This is a genomic window from Verrucosispora sp. WMMD1129 (assembly GCF_029581255.1).
GTDB lineage: Bacteria > Actinomycetota > Actinomycetes > Mycobacteriales > Micromonosporaceae > Micromonospora > Micromonospora sediminimaris.
Window position 1 is genome coordinate 4153452 of sequence record NZ_CP120741.1, and the last position, 19955, is coordinate 4173406.

The 19955-nt window shown below is 68.5% G+C and carries 24 protein-coding genes and 1 tRNA gene; 9 read left to right on the forward strand and 16 right to left on the reverse strand.

Annotation, left to right across the window (positions count from 1 at the left end; translation table 11 throughout):
- Positions 1 to 75 precede the first annotated feature (75 nt).
- The 4 genes from O7624_RS19340 to O7624_RS19355 all read left to right on the forward strand — a co-directional run bounded on the left by O7624_RS19340 (position 76) and on the right by O7624_RS19355 (position 4727).
- Positions 76 to 1548, forward strand: coding sequence for a proton-conducting transporter membrane subunit (locus O7624_RS19340; protein ID WP_282236810.1), 1473 nt, complete (start codon positions 76 to 78; stop codon positions 1546 to 1548).
- A 125-nt stretch (positions 1549 to 1673) separates the two neighbouring features.
- Positions 1674 to 2549: a zinc metalloprotease HtpX gene (gene htpX / locus O7624_RS19345; RefSeq protein WP_093403731.1), complete on the forward strand. Its 876-nt coding sequence runs from the start codon at positions 1674 to 1676 to the stop codon at positions 2547 to 2549.
- A gap of 224 nt (positions 2550 to 2773) precedes the next feature.
- Entirely contained in the window at positions 2774 to 4033 is a 1260-nt protein-coding gene (locus O7624_RS19350) for an MFS transporter (protein ID WP_282236811.1), read from the forward strand.
- A 223-nt stretch (positions 4034 to 4256) separates the two neighbouring features.
- The gene (locus O7624_RS19355; RefSeq protein ID WP_282236812.1) at positions 4257 to 4727 is read left to right on the forward strand and encodes a GNAT family N-acetyltransferase; all 471 of its coding nucleotides are present in this window, start codon (positions 4257 to 4259) and stop codon (positions 4725 to 4727) included.
- Positions 4728 to 4909: 182 nt separating this feature from the next.
- On the opposite strand, the gene O7624_RS19360 is transcribed toward O7624_RS19355, so the two are convergent.
- From O7624_RS19360 to O7624_RS19425, 14 genes are all read right to left on the reverse strand, one after another.
- On the reverse strand, positions 4910 to 6124 hold the full coding sequence (locus tag O7624_RS19360; protein WP_282236813.1) for a site-specific integrase: 1215 nt from the start codon (positions 6122 to 6124) through the stop codon (positions 4910 to 4912).
- Positions 6125 to 6137: 13 nt separating this feature from the next.
- Complete coding sequence (locus O7624_RS19365; RefSeq protein ID WP_282236814.1) at positions 6138 to 6326, reverse strand: helix-turn-helix domain-containing protein; 189 nt, start codon at positions 6324 to 6326, stop codon at positions 6138 to 6140.
- Positions 6327 to 6349: 23 nt separating this feature from the next.
- Positions 6350 to 8134, reverse strand: a complete 1785-nt coding sequence (locus O7624_RS19370; RefSeq protein WP_282236815.1) for a replication initiator — start codon at positions 8132 to 8134, stop codon at positions 6350 to 6352.
- Entirely contained in the window at positions 8134 to 8400 is a 267-nt protein-coding gene (locus O7624_RS19375; protein ID WP_282236816.1) for a hypothetical protein, read from the reverse strand. The genes O7624_RS19370 and O7624_RS19375 overlap by 1 nt, the downstream gene beginning before the upstream one ends.
- Entirely contained in the window at positions 8397 to 9134 is a 738-nt protein-coding gene (locus O7624_RS19380) for a hypothetical protein (protein ID WP_282236817.1), read from the reverse strand. Before O7624_RS19380 ends, O7624_RS19375 begins: the two co-directional genes overlap by 4 nt.
- A 70-nt stretch (positions 9135 to 9204) precedes the next feature.
- Positions 9205 to 9582 carry an RRQRL motif-containing zinc-binding protein gene (locus O7624_RS19385; protein WP_282236818.1) on the reverse strand — a complete coding sequence of 126 codons (378 nt, stop codon included), beginning with the start codon at positions 9580 to 9582 and terminating at the stop codon, positions 9205 to 9207.
- On the reverse strand, positions 9579 to 9878 hold the full coding sequence (locus O7624_RS19390) for a hypothetical protein (RefSeq protein ID WP_282236819.1): 300 nt from the start codon (positions 9876 to 9878) through the stop codon (positions 9579 to 9581). Before O7624_RS19390 ends, O7624_RS19385 begins: the two co-directional genes overlap by 4 nt.
- A complete protein-coding gene (locus tag O7624_RS19395; RefSeq protein WP_282236820.1) occupies positions 9875 to 10315 on the reverse strand; it encodes a hypothetical protein in 441 nt (146 codons plus the stop codon). Before O7624_RS19395 ends, O7624_RS19390 begins: the two co-directional genes overlap by 4 nt.
- Positions 10316 to 10398: 83 nt before the next feature.
- Entirely contained in the window at positions 10399 to 10608 is a 210-nt protein-coding gene (locus O7624_RS19400; RefSeq protein WP_282236821.1) for a hypothetical protein, read from the reverse strand.
- Entirely contained in the window at positions 10605 to 11468 is an 864-nt protein-coding gene (locus O7624_RS19405; protein WP_282236822.1) for an FtsK/SpoIIIE domain-containing protein, read from the reverse strand. The genes O7624_RS19400 and O7624_RS19405 overlap by 4 nt, the downstream gene beginning before the upstream one ends.
- An 87-nt stretch (positions 11469 to 11555) precedes the next feature.
- On the reverse strand, positions 11556 to 12494 hold the full coding sequence (locus O7624_RS19410; RefSeq protein ID WP_282236823.1) for a hypothetical protein: 939 nt from the start codon (positions 12492 to 12494) through the stop codon (positions 11556 to 11558).
- 106 nt (positions 12495 to 12600) lie between these two features.
- Positions 12601 to 12786 (reverse strand): hypothetical protein, encoded by a 186-nt coding sequence (locus O7624_RS19415; protein WP_282236824.1) that lies wholly within the window; start codon positions 12784 to 12786, stop codon positions 12601 to 12603.
- 26 nt (positions 12787 to 12812) lie between these two features.
- A complete protein-coding gene (locus O7624_RS19420) occupies positions 12813 to 13250 on the reverse strand; it encodes a DUF3307 domain-containing protein (protein ID WP_282236825.1) in 438 nt (145 codons plus the stop codon).
- Between the two features lie 236 nt (positions 13251 to 13486).
- Positions 13487 to 13807 carry a hypothetical protein gene (locus O7624_RS19425; protein WP_282236826.1) on the reverse strand — a complete coding sequence of 107 codons (321 nt, stop codon included), beginning with the start codon at positions 13805 to 13807 and terminating at the stop codon, positions 13487 to 13489.
- A 310-nt stretch (positions 13808 to 14117) separates the two neighbouring features.
- On the opposite strand from O7624_RS19425, the gene O7624_RS19430 reads away from it, so the two are divergent.
- The 3 genes from O7624_RS19430 (at position 14118) to tcmP (ending at position 17433) form a co-directional block, all read left to right on the forward strand.
- On the forward strand, positions 14118 to 14873 hold the full coding sequence (locus O7624_RS19430) for a sigma-70 family RNA polymerase sigma factor (protein ID WP_282236827.1): 756 nt from the start codon (positions 14118 to 14120) through the stop codon (positions 14871 to 14873).
- Positions 14873 to 15676 (forward strand): protein phosphatase 2C domain-containing protein, encoded by an 804-nt coding sequence (locus O7624_RS19435; RefSeq protein ID WP_282236828.1) that lies wholly within the window; start codon positions 14873 to 14875, stop codon positions 15674 to 15676. The genes O7624_RS19430 and O7624_RS19435 overlap by 1 nt, the downstream gene beginning before the upstream one ends.
- Positions 15677 to 16431: 755 nt before the next feature.
- Entirely contained in the window at positions 16432 to 17433 is a 1002-nt protein-coding gene (tcmP, locus tag O7624_RS19440) for a three-Cys-motif partner protein TcmP (RefSeq protein WP_282236829.1), read from the forward strand.
- Here tcmP and O7624_RS19445 read toward each other — a convergent pair.
- Together O7624_RS19445 and O7624_RS19450 are read right to left on the reverse strand one after the other, a co-directional pair.
- Entirely contained in the window at positions 17416 to 18177 is a 762-nt protein-coding gene (locus O7624_RS19445) for a phage Gp37/Gp68 family protein (protein WP_282236830.1), read from the reverse strand. The genes tcmP and O7624_RS19445 overlap by 18 nt on opposite strands.
- Positions 18178 to 18438: 261 nt before the next feature.
- Positions 18439 to 18933, reverse strand: a complete 495-nt coding sequence (locus tag O7624_RS19450) for a YajQ family cyclic di-GMP-binding protein (RefSeq protein WP_210936658.1) — start codon at positions 18931 to 18933, stop codon at positions 18439 to 18441.
- A gap of 149 nt (positions 18934 to 19082) precedes the next feature.
- Between O7624_RS19450 and O7624_RS19455 the strand changes: the two genes are divergently transcribed.
- Positions 19083 to 19166, forward strand: a tRNA-Tyr gene (locus tag O7624_RS19455).
- A gap of 581 nt (positions 19167 to 19747) precedes the next feature.
- Positions 19748 to 19921: a hypothetical protein gene (locus tag O7624_RS19460; protein ID WP_170863405.1), complete on the forward strand. Its 174-nt coding sequence runs from the start codon at positions 19748 to 19750 to the stop codon at positions 19919 to 19921.
- Positions 19922 to 19955 lie beyond the last annotated feature (34 nt).

Genomic DNA, 19955 nt, shown 5'->3' on the forward strand with positions numbered 1-19955 from the left:
CGAGCGTAGCGAGCGATTTATTCGGCGCAGTGCGGTCGTGGCTCGTCGTGACGCCGAGCGTAGCGAGGTGGCGCGATGAGCGAGTCGAGTCTGGTGCAGGCCGTCGACCACGTGGCGCTGCTGCCGGCGTACCTGGCCGCCGGGACGGCGGTGCTGGTGCTGCTTGTGGACCTGCTGGCGGCCCGGCCACCGGCCACCGTCGCCACGGCGGTCACCGGCGCGGTCGCCACCGCGGTCGGCGCGGCGGCGGTCGGCTCGGGGGCCGAGCGACGCACGTTCTGCGTCGGTGCCGACTGCTCGTACGTCTTCGGCGGCCGGGCCGCCCTGGTCGCGGCGCTGGTGGCGCTGCTCGTCCTCGGGGTGCTGGCGTTGTCCGGGCCGCTGCTGCGGGCCGGGAACACCCCGGTGGGGGAGTACTGCTTCCTGCTCGCCTGCTCGATGACCGGCGGCGTGGTGCTCGGCGCGGCCGGTGACCTGATCACCCTGATCGTGGCGGTGGAGGTGCTCACCCTGCCGCTGTACGTCCTGGTCGGCCTGCGTCGGGGCAGCCTGGCCAGTGCCGAGGCGGCGGTGACCTTCTTCGTGGTCAGCGTGGTCGCCACCACGCTGACCCTGCTCGGTGCCGCGCTGCTCTACGCGGTCACCGGCGGGCTGCACCTGGAACGGCTGGGCACCCTCCTCGCCGACGAGGCGCTGCTCGACCTGCCGTTGACCACTGTCGCGGTGACGCTCGTGGTGGCGGGACTGGCGTTCAAGGTGGCGGCGGTGCCGTTCCACGCCTGGGCGCCGGCCACCTACGACGGGGCACCACTGCCGGTGGCCGCGTACCTGTCGACCGCGTCCAAGCTCGGCGGGGTGGTCGCGCTGCTGGCAGTGGTGCGGCAGGCGTTGCCGCCGGAGGTGACCGGGCCGGTGCTGGCCCTGGTCGCCGCGCTGACCATGACCGTCGGCAACCTGGTGGCCCTGCGCCAGCGGCGTACGGTCCGGCTGCTCGCCTGGTCCTCGGTGGCCCAGGCCGGCTACATCCTCGCCCCGCTCGGCGCGCTGGCCCTGACCACCGACGCGGAGGCCCGCACTGCCGTGTACGCCGCCGCCCTGGCGTACGCCGTCTTCTTCGTGCTGCTGGAACTGGCCGCTTTCGCCGGCGTGGTGGCCCTGCGTCCGGCCGGTGCCGACGGGGGCGGGCTCGACGACCTGCGCGGTGCGGCACGGCGGCACCCCTGGGTCGGTGCCGGGCTGGCGTTCGCGCTTATCGGCCTCGCCGGCCTGCCACCCGGCCTGGCCGGACTCTTCGCCAAGGTGACGGTGGTCCGGTCCCTGCTCGGTGGCGACGCCGGCTGGCTCGCCCTGGTGGTGGCGGTGAACGCGGTCATCGGCCTGGCGTACTACCTGCGGGCCGCCGCGCTGCTCTACGCCCCGCCCGGAGACCTCACCGCCCGTGTCGCCCGACCCGCCCGCGCGGTGGCTGCGGCGCTGGCGGTGGCGACCGTGGTGGCCCTGGTCGTCGGCTTCGCACCGCAGGTCGTGCTCGATCTCGCCGGGAGCTGAACCCGGGCCAGCCAGCGCGCCATCCGTCACTCAGGTAACTCTCAGTCATGAGACGGATGGTTGACGGGTACCGGGGTGTTGTACCGGTCAGCGGATCCCGGCATCCGTGCACCGAAGGAGTGATCGTGCACCACAACCGTCTGAAGACCGCCGCGCTGCTCGGCCTGCTCACCTCACTGATTCTGGCGGTGGGCTACTGGTTCGGCGGCAGCGGCGGCCTGGTCATCGCCGTACTCGTGTCGCTGGTGATGAACGGCGTCACGTACTTCTACTCCGACAAGCTGGCACTTCGCTCGATGCGGGCGCAACCGGTAAGTGAGGCGCAGTTCCCCGAGCTGTACCACATGGTTCGCGAGTTGGCCGCCGAGGCCCGACAGCCCATGCCCCGGCTCTACGTGAGTCCGACCGCCCAGCCCAACGCGTTCGCCACCGGGCGTAACCCGCAGAACGCGGCCGTCTGCGTCACCCAGGGGATCGTCGAGCTGCTCGACTACCGCGAGCTGCGGGGCGTCATCGGTCACGAGCTGTCGCACGTCTACAACCGGGACATCCTCATCTCCAGCGTGGCGGCCGGCCTCGCCGGCATCATCACCATGCTGGCGAATCTCGCCCTGTTCATCCCGCTGGGCGGCAACAGCGACGAGGACGGCCCGAACCCGCTGGTCCTGCTGCTCACCATCATCCTGGGGCCGATCGCGGCCACCGTCATCCAGCTGGCGATCAGCCGGAGCCGTGAGTTTCAGGCGGACGCCTCGGGTGCCGAACTGACCGGGGACCCGCTGGCGCTGGCCAGCGCCCTGCGCAAGATCCACATGGGTGCCCAGCGGCGGCCGTTGCCGGCCGAGGGGCAGCTCACCAGCACCGCGCACCTCATGATCGCCAACCCGTTCCGGGGTGGCGGGGTGGCCGCGCTCTTCGCCACCCACCCGCCGATGGAGCAGCGGGTCGCCCGGCTTGAGCAGTTGGCGAGCCAGACGGGCCCCGTGCGTTACCAGCGCTGACCCGCCCGGACCCAGCACCGGCGCGGGCGGCACCGTCCCTCGCCGGGGTGGAAGGGCAGCACGAGTTGCGGTATGCCGGCCGCTCGGAGGCGGTTCGAGAGAGCAGATTGCGGCATCCCGGGAACCGGGTGAGCGCCGCCACAGGCCCGGACCGCGGGGTCGGCCGGACCGGGGACGTTAGGGTCTAACTGAGTCTCGCTCATTACATCTCGTGGAGGTCCGCTGTGGCTGGGCTGCGCCGGTATCTGGCTGTTTGGCAGATTCCGGGCGCACCGACCCTGCTGATCACTGGCATCATCGGGCGACTCGGGATCGGCATGACGCCGCTCGCGTTGCTGCTCGTCGTCGAAGGGGTGACCGGCCGCTACTCGTTGGCCGCTGCGGCCGGCGGCTGCTACGCCCTATCCGGCGCCACGCTGAGCCCGGTGGCTGGCCGGATCGCCGACCGGATCGGTCCCACCCCGGTGCTGCTCGGCACCGCGATCGCCCACCCGTTGGCCCTGATGGGGCTGCTCTGGGCGGCCCGCGCCGATAGCGCTCCCTTCGCGCTGGTCCTGCTGGCTTCGGCGGCGGCCGGTGGAACGTACCCGCCGATGACCGCCGCGATCCGTGGTGCCTGGAACGGCCTGACCAACATCGACTCCGGTCGGTACTACCTGCGCAACACCGCACTTGCCGCCGAAACCACCCTCTTCGAGATCGTTTTCGTGCTCGGTCCACTGCTGGTGGCCGGGTTCGTGCTGGTCGCCGACGCGGGGGCGGCGCTGATCGGTGCCGCGGTGGTGACCCTGGTCGGCACCCTGTCGGTTGCGCTCGGCCAGGCCATGCGCGGCTGGCGTCCGCACGCCCGGGAACATCATGCCCGTGGCCTCGGTCCGCTTCGGGTCGCCGGCTTTCCGGCGCTGCTGCTCTGCGTGGCCAGCATCGGCATCGCCTTCGGTGCGGCCGGCGTGACCGTTCCGGCGTTTGCCACCCGCTACAGCCCCGACGACCCGAACAGCCTCGCCGGCGTGCTGTTGGCCGTCTGGGGGGTCGGCAGTGCGATCGGGGGGTTCTGGTTCGGCGTCCGCCGGCCGGCCCGCAACATGACCCGCCTGTTCGCCTGGCTGCTCGCCGTGCTCGCCGGCAGCTTCGCTGTCTTCGCCGTGATGCCGACGCCAGTCGCACTGGGCGCCGCCCTGGTGATCGGCGGAGCCGCCATCGCTCCCGCGCTGACTCTGGAAAACACCCTGGTCGGGCGGATCTCGCCGACCAGCATGCTGAACGAGGCGTACACCTGGGTGGTGACCATGTCGGTAGGTGCGAGCGCGGTCGGCGGCGCCGTCTCCGGCCTGATCGTCGACCATGCCGGCGGGGTGCCCTGGGCCTTCCTGTTCGCCGGGTTCGCACTCGCCGTCGGAGCGGCGGTCGCCGCGCTGCCGGCCGGCCCCATCGCCCGCGCGGAGGCCACCGCCGTCCGGGCCGAGCAGCCCGCCGCGGCCTGACCCGCGCAATGATGGGTACGACGGCCGGATGTTCCTCTTCTTCTCGAACCGGATCGGCTGTCTGGGTTCGATCCTGGTGAGCGCGATCCTGACGGTCGTCCTGCTGCTGATCTTCGCCCGTTGACGCGGATCCCGACGCCCGGCCGGCCCGGTCAGGTGGGCCGGGCCGGCCGGCGGAGGTTCTCCCGTTGGGCGGTAGCCTCGCGTGCCGAGGAGGCGAGTCATGGAGCTGACCGCGCTGGGCCCGACCCATCCGGCCGTCGTGGCGAGCTGGGCGACCTCTGCCGAGGAGAGTCGTCGCTGGTGCTCCCGCGACCGAGTGACAGCGGAGAACGTCAGGCGCTGGGGAACCGAGCCCGACGTGCTCGCGTACCTCGCACTCCTCGACGGAGAACCGGCCGGCTACGGCGAGCTGTGGCTCGACGACGACGAGGCCGAGGTGGAGTTGGCCCGACTCATCGTGGCCCCGGCGCTGCGCGGCCGGGGCCTGGGCCGTCGGATGGTCACCCTGCTCACCAACCTGGCGCGGGACCACCACCCGACGGTGCTGATGCGATTGCATCCCGACAACGCTCCGGCGCTGCGCTGCTACACCGCCGCCGGCTTTGAACTGGTTCCCTCGGACGAGGCGGATCAGTGGAACCGGGGCCAACCCCTGCCGTACCTCTGGCTGCGCCACCGGCGCGACGACTGAACCAGACCGTTCGGAGGAGCACGCCGGATCCGTGGCAGCGCTCCGGTCAACGCATCGAGCTGCGGAGCGCAACAATCGCTGGCGGCGACGGATCGACGCGGCCGGTTCGAGACGACTTAGCGGTAGTTGGTGAACTGGCAAGAAACCGCCTGCCACCAGCCAAAACACACCCATGATCGCCGCTAGGCCGTCGCCAGGCCGTCCGAGGACGGCGCGAAGACCTCGTCGACCGCACGGCGGGTACGGTCCTCGCTCGTCGGCATGAGATGCGTGTACGTGCGCAGCGTGAAGCCCGGGTCGGCGTGACCGAGATACTCCGACAGCGCCTTGACGCTCTCCCCGGCGTCGAGGAGAACCGAGGCGTAGAAGTGCCGCAAGGCGTGCATGCCAGTAGCGCGCGAGGACTCGATGCCGGCGGCCGTCAGGGCCGGGTGCCAGTAGTCCCGGTTGAGCGTGTGGCGATCCATAGCGACGTTGGTCCGACCGTGAACAACCAGATTGACTGTGACCGGCGAACCTCCCGGCACCTCCCAGGGCAGCGTTACCGGTACGGCAGGGAAGTCCTCCAGATGACGGGTGAGGGCCGCACCCACCGACGCGGGCAGCGGGACGTCCCGTGTCTTGCGTCCCTTGGGCAGCGCGTAGACGAGCCGGCTACCCACGATCTTCAACTGCCGGACGACATGCAGGGTGCCTCTGAGGAAGTCGATGTCCTCCACGGCTAGGGCCAGCACCTCACCCTGGCGAAGACCGCATCCCGCGCCCAGGTCGACCGCAACGCGGTAGCGCTCAGGCAGGCCGCAGCGGATGGCTAGCACCTGTTCCCGGGACCACGGGACCACCTTGCGCGGCGGCACCTTCGGTGGCCGGACCGTCTTCGCATGGCACGGATTCCGAGGGATGCGGCCGTCATCGACCGCCGCATTGAGGATGGTGGCGACGTTGCTGTAGGCGACGACCCGATAGGTGACCGCCAGGCCGAGCTGTTGCAGCGAGCGGTCCAGCTCCCGCAGGTGAGTCGGCAGGATCGTGGCCAGAGTCCGCCCGCCGAGGTAGGGCAGGATGTGCCGGCGTAGCCGCCGCTCCGTTGCCTCACGAGTCGACTCGTCGAAGGTCTGCGCGGCCAACCACTGCTCGGCGTACTGCCGGAAGGTCAGCTTCCCGGCGGCCGGGTCGATGTAGGTGCCGCGTAGCTTGTCCGACTCCACCGAGACGAGGAACGCCTCAGCCGCCCGCTTCTCCCGGTCGGGGAACGACTTCGACCGCTCTCGACCATCCGGCGCGATGTACCGGACCCGGTACCGAAGCCCCTTCCCATGAAGCGGTGTCTTGACCCGCTCCGACTTGCCGTCGGGGCGAGCAACGGTCTTGAACCAGCGGTCTTCGACGTGGGCCAACGATGCTCCTTTCTCAGGCTGCGGCTTGCTGCTCGAACCAGGCCCGGACGGCGTCCGGGTCGTATCGCAGATGCCGACCAACCCGACCGGCGGGTGGACCTATGCGGCGCTTACGCCAGGTGTAGAGGGTCTGCACCGGAACGCCGAGGTACGCCGAGACGTCGTCGACGGTCCAGAGCTTGTGTGACTGCGCGGTGGTCATGTCATCTCCCGTGATCGAGGGGGTCAGGCGGCAGCCGGTGCGGTGCCGGCCGGGGTGGTGCCGAGTTCGTGGGCAAGTTCTTCGCGACCGGCGGTGCGTCGCTCGCGGGCCATGGCGGCGGCGGTGGCGGCGAGGAGGGCGTCTCCGGTGGTGTGCCAGCCGACGCCGGCGAAGGTGAGGGTGCCGACGATCAGGGTCGTGTCGTCGTCGAGATGGTCGACGGCGCGGAGCGCGCCGGGCTGCTCGTCGGCCTGGTCGTGGTGCTCGTGCCGCCGGAAGCTCACGCGGGTGTCGCGCAACAGTTGGAAGGTCACCGAGTAGCGGCGGCCTTTGGTGAGGAAGTGCCCGCCAAAGCCGAGCATGTGTGCCCATCGGCGTAGCCGGGCGTACGGGTTGCCGGTGGCGGGTTTCGTGGGTTCGGTGTCAAGGGCGGCTTGACGGTGGGCGACGCAGGTGGGGCAGGCGGCGTAGCGGGTGTGGGTGCCGCAGTCGGTGCACTCCCAGCGCGGGACGAAGCCGGGCCGGGGCCGGTCGTCACGAGCCCGCTCAGACAGGGGCACGGGGGTGCCGGTGGGTCGGCCGATTCGCCAGCAGGCGTCGATGAGGCGGGCGGTGTGGTCGCCGTCAGGGTCGGCGTAGTCCCCGATCGAATCGGCGGTGAGGCGGGTGGAGGTGTGCCCGGTGGCCTCGGTGCTTTTGGTGGCGTACTTGGCTAGGTAGCCGGCGACCATGCCGTCAGTGACCTCACCAGCGCCGTCGGCGGTGATCGGTCGTACGTCGACTTGCTCGCCCCATCCGATTTGCCATCCGTCGGGTCGGTCGGGGTGGGTCGGGGTGTGGAAGGCGATCTGTTCGGCGGCGTGGTGGAGGGCGTCGACCAGGTCGCCGACGCCGAAGCCTGCCGGGGGTGGGATGACGGCGGTCGGGTCGTCGGGGTGGACGCCGTCGAGGCGGGCGATGGCGTGGAAGTGCACCGCTCCTCGCGCCTGCAACTCCGCGACCTTGCCCGGCGAGAGCCGCACGGGAGCAATCTTGCGGATGTTGCCGGAGGCGGTGACGATCTCGACGCGGGGGATCCCCCGGCGTCGGGCGAGTTTGGCGAGCCAGCGTTCCGCGGCTTGCTTGGTGCGGTGCCACAGCTCCCCGGAGAACAGGTTCCACACGACCTGGTGGCCGTGGTCGTAGCAATCCAGGCACAACGGCCGACCGAGCACCGCGTCACCAGTCTCATGACGTGCCCAGCACACAGCCGGCCGACCGTGAGGACAGAGGCCGACATCGCGACGGGCGTGGCAGGGTTCGGCCCGGCAGTCGCAGCGTCGCCGGTTGCCGCAGGTGTGCTTGCGGACGACGCGGGTGTGGACGGTGCCGAACGAGGGGGCGGTGAAGGTGGCGAACACCGCCGGATGCTGCGCGACCGTCTCCGGGACGCCCTTGCCGCCGACGAGGCCGGCGCGTAGGAGTTGGAAGGCGTCGCGTTGGTAGGTGTGCGCGCAGGACGGGCACACCGTGGCGCGGCGGTTACCGCAGGCGGTGTAGATCGCCGCGTCGGGCATGGCGTCGGTGTGCCGCTGCTCCACCACCCGGCCCGTGGATTGCTCGACGGTGAGGAGCTGGCCGGCGAGGCGGATCGGGCGGGTGCAGCCGGCGGCGGCGCGGACGTGGTCCAGCCAGCCGAAGTAGTCCGGTCCGGTGGCGCGCAGGAGGGCGGAGCCGGCGGCGGTGTAGTCGTACACGGGCGTGGTGTCGGCGTTCGAGCCCACACCCCGGGCCGAAGCACGGGGTGTGAGGTCCAGCGTCGACGCCATCAAGCCGCAATCCCGGTGTGGGGGCGGGTGGTGATGGTGCGTTCGCGCACGATGACGCGGCAGGCGCCGCACTGGCGCTTGGCCGGCTCATGCCGGTGACAGGCAATCTGGGCGGTCACGTTGCCGCAGCGGATGGTGACCGGAGCCCGGCAGGGACCGCCGGGGGTGATGTGCACGAGCGTGCGGCGGGTGTCGAACGGATGCGGCTCCGGGTCGGCGGGGCAAATGTGGGTGATGTGCTCAAGGTCGACGAGGTGAATGGTCATCGGGCACCACCAGCGTTAAGAGCGTTGAGAAGTTGCCTGGCAACCGCCGGGGCGATGCTCAATCGGCTGGCGAGTTCGTTCGAGGTGATGGGCTCGCCGGTGGCCTGCTCATGCTGCACAGCCGCGAAACGGGCGGTAGGCAACAGATGCGTAGGAACGTCGACCGGATCCACGGCCGGCACGGTGACGGGTTTCGGCGCAGGGATCGGCTCGACCGTAGGAACCGAGGTCGGTTCGGTGGTCGGTTCGGGTGCGGTGATGGCGGCCGGCGGTTCGGTGGGTTGCTCGGCGGCCTGGACGTGGATGGGTTCGGCCGGCTTAACCGGCGGGATGGTGGTGCCCTTGGTGGGGGCGAGGACGAGTTTGACCAGGGCCATGAAGGCGAGGGCGGGTACGGCGGACAGGAGCCAGCCGGAGACGCCGGGCTTGGCAACGGCGAGTTGTGCGGCCAGGGACAGACTGGCGGCGGCGACCAGGAGGAACAGGGGGTAGCCGATGGGTGCGCTGGTGCGGCGGCGTCGGCGGATGGTCAGTAGGCAGGCGATGGGGACGAGTTCGGAGATGACGGCGTTGGCCCAGCCGAACCACTCACCCGTGCCAGCGGGGGAGTTGGCGAGGGTCCAGTCTTTGACGTGGGTGAAGGAGGCGGCTCCGGCGAAGCCGGCGACGGTGAGCAGGATGAGGACCAGGACGACACCTTCGATGCGGGTGCCGGTGGTGGGTTGAGGGTTCATCGGACACCGCCCATGTAGGCCATGGCGGCACCGATGAGCAGGATGATGGCGAAGGTGATCAGGACGTCCATCAGGAGTCTCCTTCGTGGCAGTCGAGGCAGCAGCCGTAGCGGCGGGGGATGTAGTAGGGCTTGACCTGTCCGCAGTCCCGGCAGGTCCGACGGGCACGCAACGCCTTAGCGATGGCCTGCCGCTGGGCGGGCGTGGCAACGCGCTTGGGTGCGGCGAGGTCGAGGCGGTAGAGGTAGGCGATCCGCTTGCCGCGTCGCCAGAGGATCTGGGCGACCGGGTCGTGACCGCCGGGACGAAGGCCGGCGGCGCGGAGTTGACGGCGGGTGGCCAGTCCGGTCGGGGCCATCTGGTAGGGGAATGTGGGGAACCCGTGGCGGGTGCCGAGCGGGTCGTAGAAGCGGACCCGTAGGCCGATGTGGTCGGCGAAGTCGGTCACGGCCGATCACCCCAACGCTGCTGGGCGGCCTGTCGGGAGATGCCGAGTCGGGAGCCGATCTCGGCCCAGGAGTAGCCGAAGGCCCGCAGGCCGATGACGGCTTCGGTGATGGCCTGGTCGATGACCGCCGAGAGAGCGGTCAGGTCGCGGAGCGCTTCCACGTCTCCGGTGGCGACGCGGCGGCCGTGGGCGCGGATGATGCGCCGAGCGAACGCGGCGAACTCGTCGTTCTCGACGACGTCCCGCCGCTTCTGCGCGGGGACGCGGGGTGTCAAGGACTTCTTGACGGTGTTCATCGGTTCTCACCTCCGGTGGTGTGGAGGCGGTCCCACTCGTCAGCGGCCGTTTCAAGGGCGGTGATGACCTGCTCGGCGGTACGCGCCGGGTCGTCGTTCCACGAGTAGGGGGAGGTGTGTTCGTCGATGACGAAGCCGTCGTCGTCGACGAGGAACAGCGGTTCAGTGGTGTCGAGATAGTCGACGAACGCGGCGAGTGCGGCGAGGTAGTCGCCCAGGGCGTCCGGGGCGAGTTGGGAGAAGTGCTCCACTCGGTGGCCGGCGGTGGCGATGCCGATGGCTCCGGCGGCACATGCCGGCGGGGTGGGGGTGTCGGTGGTCAGGTGGTAGTAGGTGCCCTGGTGCCAGCCGTGCCGGCGCAGGTAGAGGGCAGCCATCCGCAGCAGGTCAGCGGGTGTGACCTGGACTGCGGTGGGTGGGTTTTGGGTAGCCTTCATGGCAGCCACGTCCTTTCGGGGCTGTTGGTGGAGGTCGGCAGGACCAGCTCTGCTGCCAGGCGATGACCTGGTCCTGTCGACTGCTATCGGTTGCGGAGCCGCAGGTAGCGGCGGTGTCGGGTGTCGTCGCCACCCATCAGGTGTGGGGCGGAGACGTAGACGAGCCGGCCCGTGGCACTGGCGGCCTGGATCATCACGGCCAGATCCTCAGGGGTGCCGACGACCCAGATCTCCGTGTACTGGTTCGCACGTTGGTTGTTCGCCTTGGTGTAGGCGCGTTCGCGGGTGGTCATGCCGCCATCCCCCAATCAGCGGGAGAACCGGCAGGGGTGACGGGGGTGCCGGGTCGGCGGACCCAGGCGGCGTAGTCGGCGATGCCGGCGATCTGGGCATCGGTGAGGTAGGCGACCTTGATCCGACGCGGAACACCGCCCTCCGCGATCAAGTAGGCCGCGCCCTGGTTGGTAGGGGCGATGTCGGTTGCCGTGTAGCCCTGCTCGGCCCATCCGTGGCCGAGGACGATATTGGAGCTGTTGGGGGTGGTGCAGCGGAACGCGGCCCGGTAGCCGAACAGGTCCCGCAGCGAGGTGGGGATGATGTCGAACGACGGCCGCTGCGTCGCGGCGACCACCGGGATACCGGCGGCACGTCCCCGGGCGACCAGGTCACGCAGGAGAGCGACGAACTCTTCCTGTTCCTGCTTGCTGCCGACCGTGGCGCTGTAGAAGGCGATCTCGTCGACCAGGACCGTGATCACGGAGAGGCGGTCGGCGGCGGTGAGCTTGCGCCGGTTGTGGGCGCGCAGCCAGGCGTAGCGGTTGTTCATCACCAGTTGGAGCCGGCGCAGGACGTCGAGGGCGGCGGGCATGTCGGGGCCGATGAACGCATCGGCGGAGTCTTCCCACTGCCCCAGCTCGACGAGCTTGCCGTCCAGCAGCACCAGGCGGCTGTCGACGGACAGGGCGGCGTGAGCGGCGATGGCGTTGAGCAGGCCGGACTTACCTCCGCCGGGTTCACCACCGGCGAGGAGGTTGCGGTAAGCGAGGGTGATGTAGACGGGCTGGCCGAACTCGTCGATGCCGATGAAGATCGGGTCGAACATCGACAGGCCAGGCCCCACCGGCACCGGAGCCGGTTCCGTAACGACGGACATGAGGTGCCCTCCTTGGGCGTTGGTGGGCGCGAGAAGCCACACGAACGAGCCGCGATGGCTCCCCGCGTCCCTTGGTGAATGGGTGGGTTAGATCCAGTCGGAAACGTCGTCGTCGGCATCCACCGACGTCGGCTTGGTGCCGTTGGCCGTCGTGGTCGCGGCCGGCTTGACCGGCTTCCGATCACCCTGTTTGGGGAGGGTGATGGTGGGTGCCTGCACGTCGGGCAGGTCCAGAGCGGTCGGCACCTGAACAGGTGTCTGCTCGACGGTGGGGGTGTCCGGGTCGATCACGTCGACCAGTGGCGACCCGACGTTGGCGGTGAGGACTTCGCGGCGTTTGATGTCGAACCGCACGTAGGCGGAGTTGCCGTCCGATGCCCGTTCGATGAGCACGGTGGAGGCATGGCAGGTCACGGCAATCTTGTCCAACCGCGATTCCAGATCCTTGACCGACAGCCCGGGCCGCAGGTACACCCAGACGCGTTCCCCGACCGGGGTCGGGACGGCCCACAGGATCAGCGGCAGCGAACCGGACTGGTTGGCGATGATGAACTGCGCGAAGCACACCCGCAGCCGATGCCGAACGATCAGGCACCATCCCCACGCCACCAGCCGGCGACGGATCACCGGAACACCAGCCGGGATGCCGACGACCAGGGCGACGACGAGCAGCGTCACCAGGGTCGGGGTGTGGGAGGCGAGTTGGACCCAGCCGGTCAGGAGCAGGCCGGCGAGGATGATTTCCGGGGTCCACCACCACAGCAGCCGGATCACCGGCCAGATCCGGACCAGCACCCACACGATGCCGCCCAGGGGGACGCCGACAGCGACGGCGACGAACAGGGCCAGGATCGGGTGCATGTAGGACGAGGCGACCACGGCCGCCAAGATGCCGGCGATGACCGCCGTCAGGACGAACGCCATCCGGGCGTTCCGAGCCCAGGAACGGTGAACACGGGCCTCGATGACCGTCACCGTTCCGGTTGACTTCCCGCCGAACGGGCGACGAGGGCTAGACTTGGACATGACACGTCCTCCCTGGTTGGGGTGGATGGGTTGGAAGAGAGCGGGGTCGGCAGGTTGCGAGCCAGTACCGGCCCCGCGCTCGAATTTTCGAGACGCTGACCGAAGGTCAGCCGTTGCTCCGCAACTTCTGAGCGAGTTGCCCGAAGCGGATGCGCTCGTCCTCGTCGAGGACGGTCGGGGTGCGCCCGGCGGCGCGTTCCTCGCGGATCTGCTTGTCGAGGTGCTTCGGGTCGACCTTGACCTCACGGACACGGCCGTTGCTGTCCTCGCTGAATAGGTACGTGCGGCCCACGATGGGGCTCCCTTCGGTGGTGGGGTTTAGAGGCAGGCAATGAGCAGGGACGACACCCACAGGCATCCGGCGTGGAGGGACTGATCGGCCAGGTACATCCCGCAGATGGGGGCCTGCCGGTCCGCGAAATCGCGGCTTCCGGTGTGGGTCAGCAGCCACCGCACCGGCCAGCGCCGGTCGAGGATCGCGTGACTGATCGCGGAGAAACCCAGGCCAGCGGCGAGGCCAAGCATCGTGACGGGCAGATCCAGCGCCGCGATGGTGATGGCCAGCATGACCACCACCACGAAGTGATAGGCCACGATGTGGCCCAGCAGATGACGCCAGCCATGCCATCCCGGCGCGGCCTTGTGCGCGGCCTGCTTGTCGGACTGGCCGAACACGTGATCGGCCACCTGGTGACCGGCGTAGAAGGTCGCCGCGACGACGGCGAACACGACAGCGGAAATGAGCACGACAACCACTCCCCACAATTGGAGGCGAACGGGTTGGAGGGCAGGCGGGGTCGGCAGGTATGCGAGCCAGTACCGACCCCGCGCCTCATAGTGTTGTGGCCACCTGACGTGGCCACCGGCCGGAAACGTGCGAGCCAGAACCGCTTCCGGACGACGTGGAACAGATCAGCGGACCATCAGGCCGCTACGCGCGGAGGTGCGCGAGAGGGACACCGTGGGCTTCACACAGCACGCTGTGCGAAGGACTACTTGGTGGCCGAGGTGCCAGTCAGCGGCTTCAGCGAGAGGGCACGGAACGCGGTGCCGTTGCGCCCGTTGGTCGCCCACGGGATGGCCTCCAACTGCTCGACGGCGATAAGCTGTCCCACCTTCACGCCCGGCTTCTCACCTGCCGTGGTGATGGTGATGACCTCACCGCCCGTCTCGTCGAGAACGAAGACCTGGGTGGACCACATGGGCCGGCCGGTGTTCTTCTCCGACCGCTGGTTGCCGTGCTGGTCGTTCTTCGGCTCCGGGTCCTTCGACACCGTTACCTGCTTGCCCTCGGTGGCGATGTACAACTTCACAACTGACCTCCTGTGTCTTGAGCGCGTCCCCGGTGGACGAGTGCTCGACTTGTTAAGCCCCATCAACACTTGGTGTTTGCGGGCTTGAAAACAGTCAAGCAGGCTCAACCAGGCATGTAAAGCCCCCTAAACAAGATTGTTTAGGGGGTCTGTCCGAGTGGTGGAGGGTGTCAGGGCAGGCGACAAACTAGGCTGTAGTTAGCCCCCTGGACAGAGAGGACATCCAGTGCTTGACCCCGGCAGTGCCGCGAACATCGCGGATCCGGCTGAACGCGCCCAGAAGGTCAGCGCCCTGATCGACGAGTACCAGGTGGCCATCGCGGAGCTGTCGCGTGTGCGGCGCGAAACCATCGAGGAGTTGCTTGCCGGTGGCATGACGCAGGGTCGCATCGCTGACCTGCTCGGGATGTCTCGGTCGCGGGTGTCGCAGCTGCTCTCGGCAGGGGTGCGTCCGGAGCGTGCGTTCCTCGGTGCCGGCAAGTTGACGGTCGCCATCGGTGGCAAGCAGGAGGCGAACCGACACGATCCCGGCGAGGTGGTGTCGGTTGAGTCCTTCACCGCGTACGAGATGCTGTCCGAGTTGGCTCGCACAGTCGGCCTGGACTCGGGATATGAAGTCGTACCCCCGCCGGGCCACGTGCACCTAAACCGGCCGAACCTGATCGTCCTGACAAACCCCCGGCTGTTGCCGTTCCTGGCACAGGTTATGGAAGCAGACCCCCACCTGCGGTATCTCGTGGACGATGACGGTTGGTACATCCACGACGTGACGACCGGACAGGACTACCGGTCCCCACGCGATCGTGGAGAGACGGCCGACTACGGGTACGTTGGCAGGCTTCCCCGGCCAGACGGCAAGGGCACCTTCCTCTATCTGGCAGGTACCCACGCCCAGGGCACCCTCGGCGCTGCGCACTTCGTGACAACCAACCTCGCCGAGCTGTACAAGGAGCTGAAGAACCGCAGGTTCTCGACCGTCATCAAGTGCGTCTACGACCCGAAGGACCGGCGCAAGATCCTGTCGACCGAGCGCCTGACACCGCTCTATCGCGCCGACGGTGCCTGATGCGAGTAGCGACCGCGACCGATCCAGGTAACCCGCTGCGTCCCAACGAGGATTGGGTGGCCGCCGCGCAAGGACTGATCGTCGTCCTGGACGGCGCGACCGCGCGCACGGACACCGGCTGCGTCCACGGCGTTGCCTGGTACGCCGCCAAGCTCGGATCCACGATCACCGGCCTCGCTGTCGACGAGGGCAGGAAGCTCGGCGACGTCCTAACGGACGCCATCGGCATCACCGCCCGGATGCACCCTGAGTGCGACCTGCACCATCCTGGCACCCCATCAGCAACTACCGCCCTGATCCGGCTCACCGAGGACTCATTGCAGTACCTCGTGCTCGGTGACACGACGGTTGTTGTGGAGACCACCGACGGCATCGAGGTCATCAACGATGACCGAGTCGACACGACAGCCCGGACAGAACGCGCTGAGGCCAACCGGTACCCGTTCGGCTCCGCGCAGAAGCAGGCCGCGCTGTTGCGGATGAAGCACGCCGAGCTGGCGCTGAGGAACCAGCCCGGAGGATTCTGGGTCGCCGCGGCTGACCCCACCGTCGTCACGCACGCCCTTACCGGGCACGTCCCGCTGACCGCAGTCCGACGGCTAGCGGTACTGACCGACGGTGCCGCACGACTGGTCACGATGTTCGACCTCCTCGACTGGCGAGGAGTGCTCGACGTTCTGGACCAGCACGGTCCGACCGAGCTGATCCGCCGGGTCCGAGCGATCGAGGCAGCCGACCCAACCGGCACCAAGTGGCCCCGCAACAAGGGCAGCGACGACGCCACGGCGGTCTACGCGCACTGACCGGCCGCCTGCCGGCGAAGTGGTTCAAAGTTTCTGTACGTCTTCAAGGCGGCCCTTGACGGGCCGCACGCGCCGCCGCCAGGGCGCGCGCCGGCCGCGCCGCTGTCGCTCTGCGGCCGTCACGCCTGATGCCCGGCGGCTGGCGCGGAGAGCGGGGAGCCCGGTGGGCCGCCGCAGGACGACAGGCCGTTGACGGTTGGTGTGGTGGGCCGGCAGCCGGCCGGGCCGCGCGGCCAGGACCCGCGCGGCGTAGGGGAGCGCACGCCGGCCGCGTCGGCGAGCTGGCGGTGGTCGCGGGGTTGCGGTTAGGGCGCCTCCGGCGGGGGCGCTCCGGCTCCAGGATGGCCGAAGATCGCCGGCAGCCGGCGGGTCCGTGGGTGGTTGCGCGGGCCATCCCGCCCGCCATCGACCCGGGCAAGCCGAGCAGACCACCGCCCGACCCGCCAGCGTCCGTACGAGCCGTCAAGGTCCGCTTGACATGGCGGGCCGGGCGGCGGCCCGCTCCCCGGTAGGGCGGGTCGAAGGCAGACGGGATGGCACTACCTGGCCGATGGGCAATCTGGAATGCCTTATCAACTAGCCATAACAAATGGTGGCGCATATACAGACATTCTGTCGAAAAGCAAGAAGATTCGTATTAGCAGACAGTTGCTTGATCTGATTAACCGCGCCGCCGGCGCGTCGGTTAGCGCCGGCCTTTGCCAGGCTGCGAGCATTGATGCCCTCCATCCCCTCAGCGCCAACCGGGAGAATCCTTGTCTCGTCGAGGCGGGCAACGGCGGAGCCCACGCACCTGGGGCTACTGGACCGAGCAGAAGCTATCCATGTTGGCCGCATACCTGCCGGCCTTCACGAAGGCGTCGCAGAAGTCGCGTCGCACCCTCTACCTGGACCTTTTCGCAGGACAAGACAGGAACCTTAGCCGCACGACCGGCGAGCCCATCAGCGGGTCGCCGAGGGTAGCGCTCGACACCGCGCCCCCGTTCTCAAAGGCGGTCTTCTTCGAGCTGCCGGGCCAGGCAGCAGGCTTGGAGGCGGAACTGCGAACCTCCTACCCCGGCCGGGACTTTGAAGTCGTACCAGGAGACTGCAACAAGACGGTTAGCGAGGTCCTGGAGCGTCTTACGGCGGAGGAGTGGCACTGGGCACCTACGTTTGTGCTGCTCGACCAGCAGGCTGCGGAGATCGAGTGGGCCACACTGGAGGCGCTTGCCAAGTTCAAGCACAGAAGCAGGTCGAAAGCGGAGCTGTGGCTTCTGTTTGCTCCGTCGATGCTGCCCCGGGGCTTGGCGTCCGTTGATCCGGAAGATGCCGAGCGCTTCGCAAAGCGCGTTACGGCGATGTTCGGTACCGAGGTGTGGCGGGACGCATACGAAGCTCGGCAGCAGGGCCGCCTCAGCGCGGCGGAGCTGCGTGACGAGCTGCTGAACCTCATCCGGTGGCGGCTAGAGAACATCCTTGGCTACAAGGCCACTCATTCGTTCCAGATGAAGAACACCAGGGGAGCGGACATCTACGAGATGGTGTTCGCTACGGACCACGACGCTGGCGAGAAGATCATGAGTCATATCTACCGCATGGCGGCCGATGCCCAGCCGCGAATGCGGGCCGAGGCCGTCGCGAAGGTCGAAGCCGAACGGGAGGAGAAGTCGGGCGTCTTGTCGCTGATACCGCCGATGGCCAAGGTGATCAATACTGTCCCGCGCTACAAGCATGAGCCGCCCCGCGAGCCCTATCGCCTACCGGCCGACGAGTAGCGGTTCTGTCGGAAGGGGCATCTCGTCCCACGTCCGGCCGTCCAGCTCTCGTCCGCCGGCCTTTGGCGTCCTGCCGCCCCACTGCTTGAAGAAGAAGGCCGTCCCGTCGGCGACGCATTGGTCGCGCAGGGATCGCACCCAATCGGGATCGACCGGCCGACAGCCAGGGCCTGATTCCCCACCGGCGATCAGCCAACCGACGCCGTCTAGGTTCAAGTCGTTCAACGGGCCGAGTAGCGGCTCGGCTGAGACGAACCGAACGGCGGCGGGCACCTGGCGAAGGTGGTCAATGCGCTCCGTGTGATCGTCGTCCTCGACAGAGACCCCCATCCAAACGTTGGCCGGCCAGGTCAGCCGAGGAGCGAGCTTGGCCAGCCTCATCGCCCGCTTCGTAAGCACCTGGTAGGTGTGCTGGGGGGTTGCCGCCATGACCTCGAAGACCTGCTCGACGAAGTGGAAGGGAACCTTCGCGTGGAACAGGTCGCTCATCGAGTTGACGAACACGACCCGAGGGTCTCGCCACCTCAGAGGGAGGGTCAGCTCGGTGGGGTGCACGGCAACTCCGAAGCCGGGTCCGGAGGTGCGCGGATCGCCGTCCGTCTGGTACTTAGCGGAGCCCATGGCCTTTAGCCGCTTCGATAGGGTCAGCGCGTAGCAGTGATCGCAGCCGGGCGAGATGCGGTCACAACCGGTCGTGGGGTTCCAGGTGGCTTCAGTCCACTCAATGGAGCTCTTGTCTGCCATCTCCACACTCCCCGGCCGGTTCAGCCGATTTTGTCGAACGTGCGTACGGATTGAAAGGCGTGTGGACGATCTTTCTTGGCGGCTCAGGTCAGCGCCTGCACGACCCGCGTGGCTGGTTCGATCGACGGAGAGGCCGCAGGGCTAGGCCGTCGCCAGGCCGTCGAACGTCAGACAGAAGTGACAAACGACGACCATTGGCGACCACGTCTGCCCAGGTCACCGGGCGTGACGAGCCTCCTTGCCGGCCACAACGGCCCCGACTTACCTGTAGTTGGTGAACTGGAGGGCCACGCCGAAATCCTCGGCCTTGAGCAGCGCGATGACCGCTTGAAGGTCGTCCCTCTTCTTGCCGGTGACCCGCAGCTGGTCGCCCTGGATCTGGGCCTGGACGCCCTTGGGACCCTCGTCGCGGATCTTCTTGCTGATCGCCTTCGCCTTGTCCTGGTCGATGCCCTGGATCACCTTGGCGTCGAGCTTGAAAACCTTGCCCGAGGGGCGAGGATCACCTGCGTCCAGCGACTTCAGCGAGATGTTCCGCTTGACCAACTTCTCCTTGAACACGTCCAACGCGGCCCGGACCCGCTCCTCGGTCTCCGCCTGGAGGCTGATCGCCTCCTCACCAGACCAGGAGATCTCGGCGCCCGTGCCCCGAAAGTCGAACCGCGTCCCGAGCTCCTTGTCCGCCTGCCGGAGGGCGTTGTCGACCTCCTGGCGATCGACCTTGCTCACGATGTCGAACGACGGGTTCGCTGCCATACTCATGCTCCTGCTGTCTGGCTGTTTTGTGATCCTTTGGCCCTGGTTGCCCAGGGGTACGACCCCCTGACGGTACCCGGTTGCGGCGGCAACGGGTGGAGCCGCTATCCTTGCTTCCGCCGCCGCGCCACGGTGCGGTGGTACGCCCTGGCGGGTTGCCCGAGCGGCCAATGGGAGCGGACTGTAAATCCGTCGCGAAAGCTACAGAGGTTCGAATCCTCTACCCGCCACCAGGTGCACAAAGAGCCCCCTCACCAGCGAGATCTGGTGAGGGGGCTCTTTCGTGGGCCTACGTCGCGTCCCCGTTCGGTGAGCGGTGCCCGCGCCTGATCGGGTTGACCACCGCCCGGCCGGTCCACTACATCGACGATCCTGGGCGTGGCCCGACGGGGTGGCGGGCGTACATTGACCCTGTTCGCTGTTCCTCGGTGCTGGGGGAGGTGGCTGTCCGGGGACCTGGGGCCGTGCTGCCGTCTGTTGCGTCGCATGTGCGCCACTCTCGCGAGTGGACGTTGACCGCGGGGCGCGGAGCGGCGAGAGTGGTGGAGCGACGTGTACGCGAACCTGCCAGGTTCGTGGTTTTCCGGCCAATACCGGCAAAACCGGTGCCTTGTCGTTTTGGGCACCCTCAGATGCTCCGATGGGGTGCTACCGGCCCAGAAGCCGGTCGACGACGGCTGGTCGCACGTCCGGGGGACGGCTATGCCCGTTCGCTGGCTTTTCCGGCTGCCTGGGCTGTGGCACGATCGGCGTACCCGTCACTACACCCCCGAAGGCAGGAGTGCTCCCGATGTCTCGTCGAAGGAGTGGTCGAGTGCTTGCCGCAGTCGCGGCAATCGCCATGCTCGCTACGGTGAGTGCTGCCGTGGTCGGATTCGGCGATGCGCAGTTCGTCGGTATCGGGTGGGAGAACAACCCGCTCCAGGCCAACGGCCTTGAGTGGGGCGCCCCCGCACCAGACGATGTGGTCGTTTCGAGCACACGCTGACCGGGAGGCACTCGGCAATCTGGTGAGGGGGCAC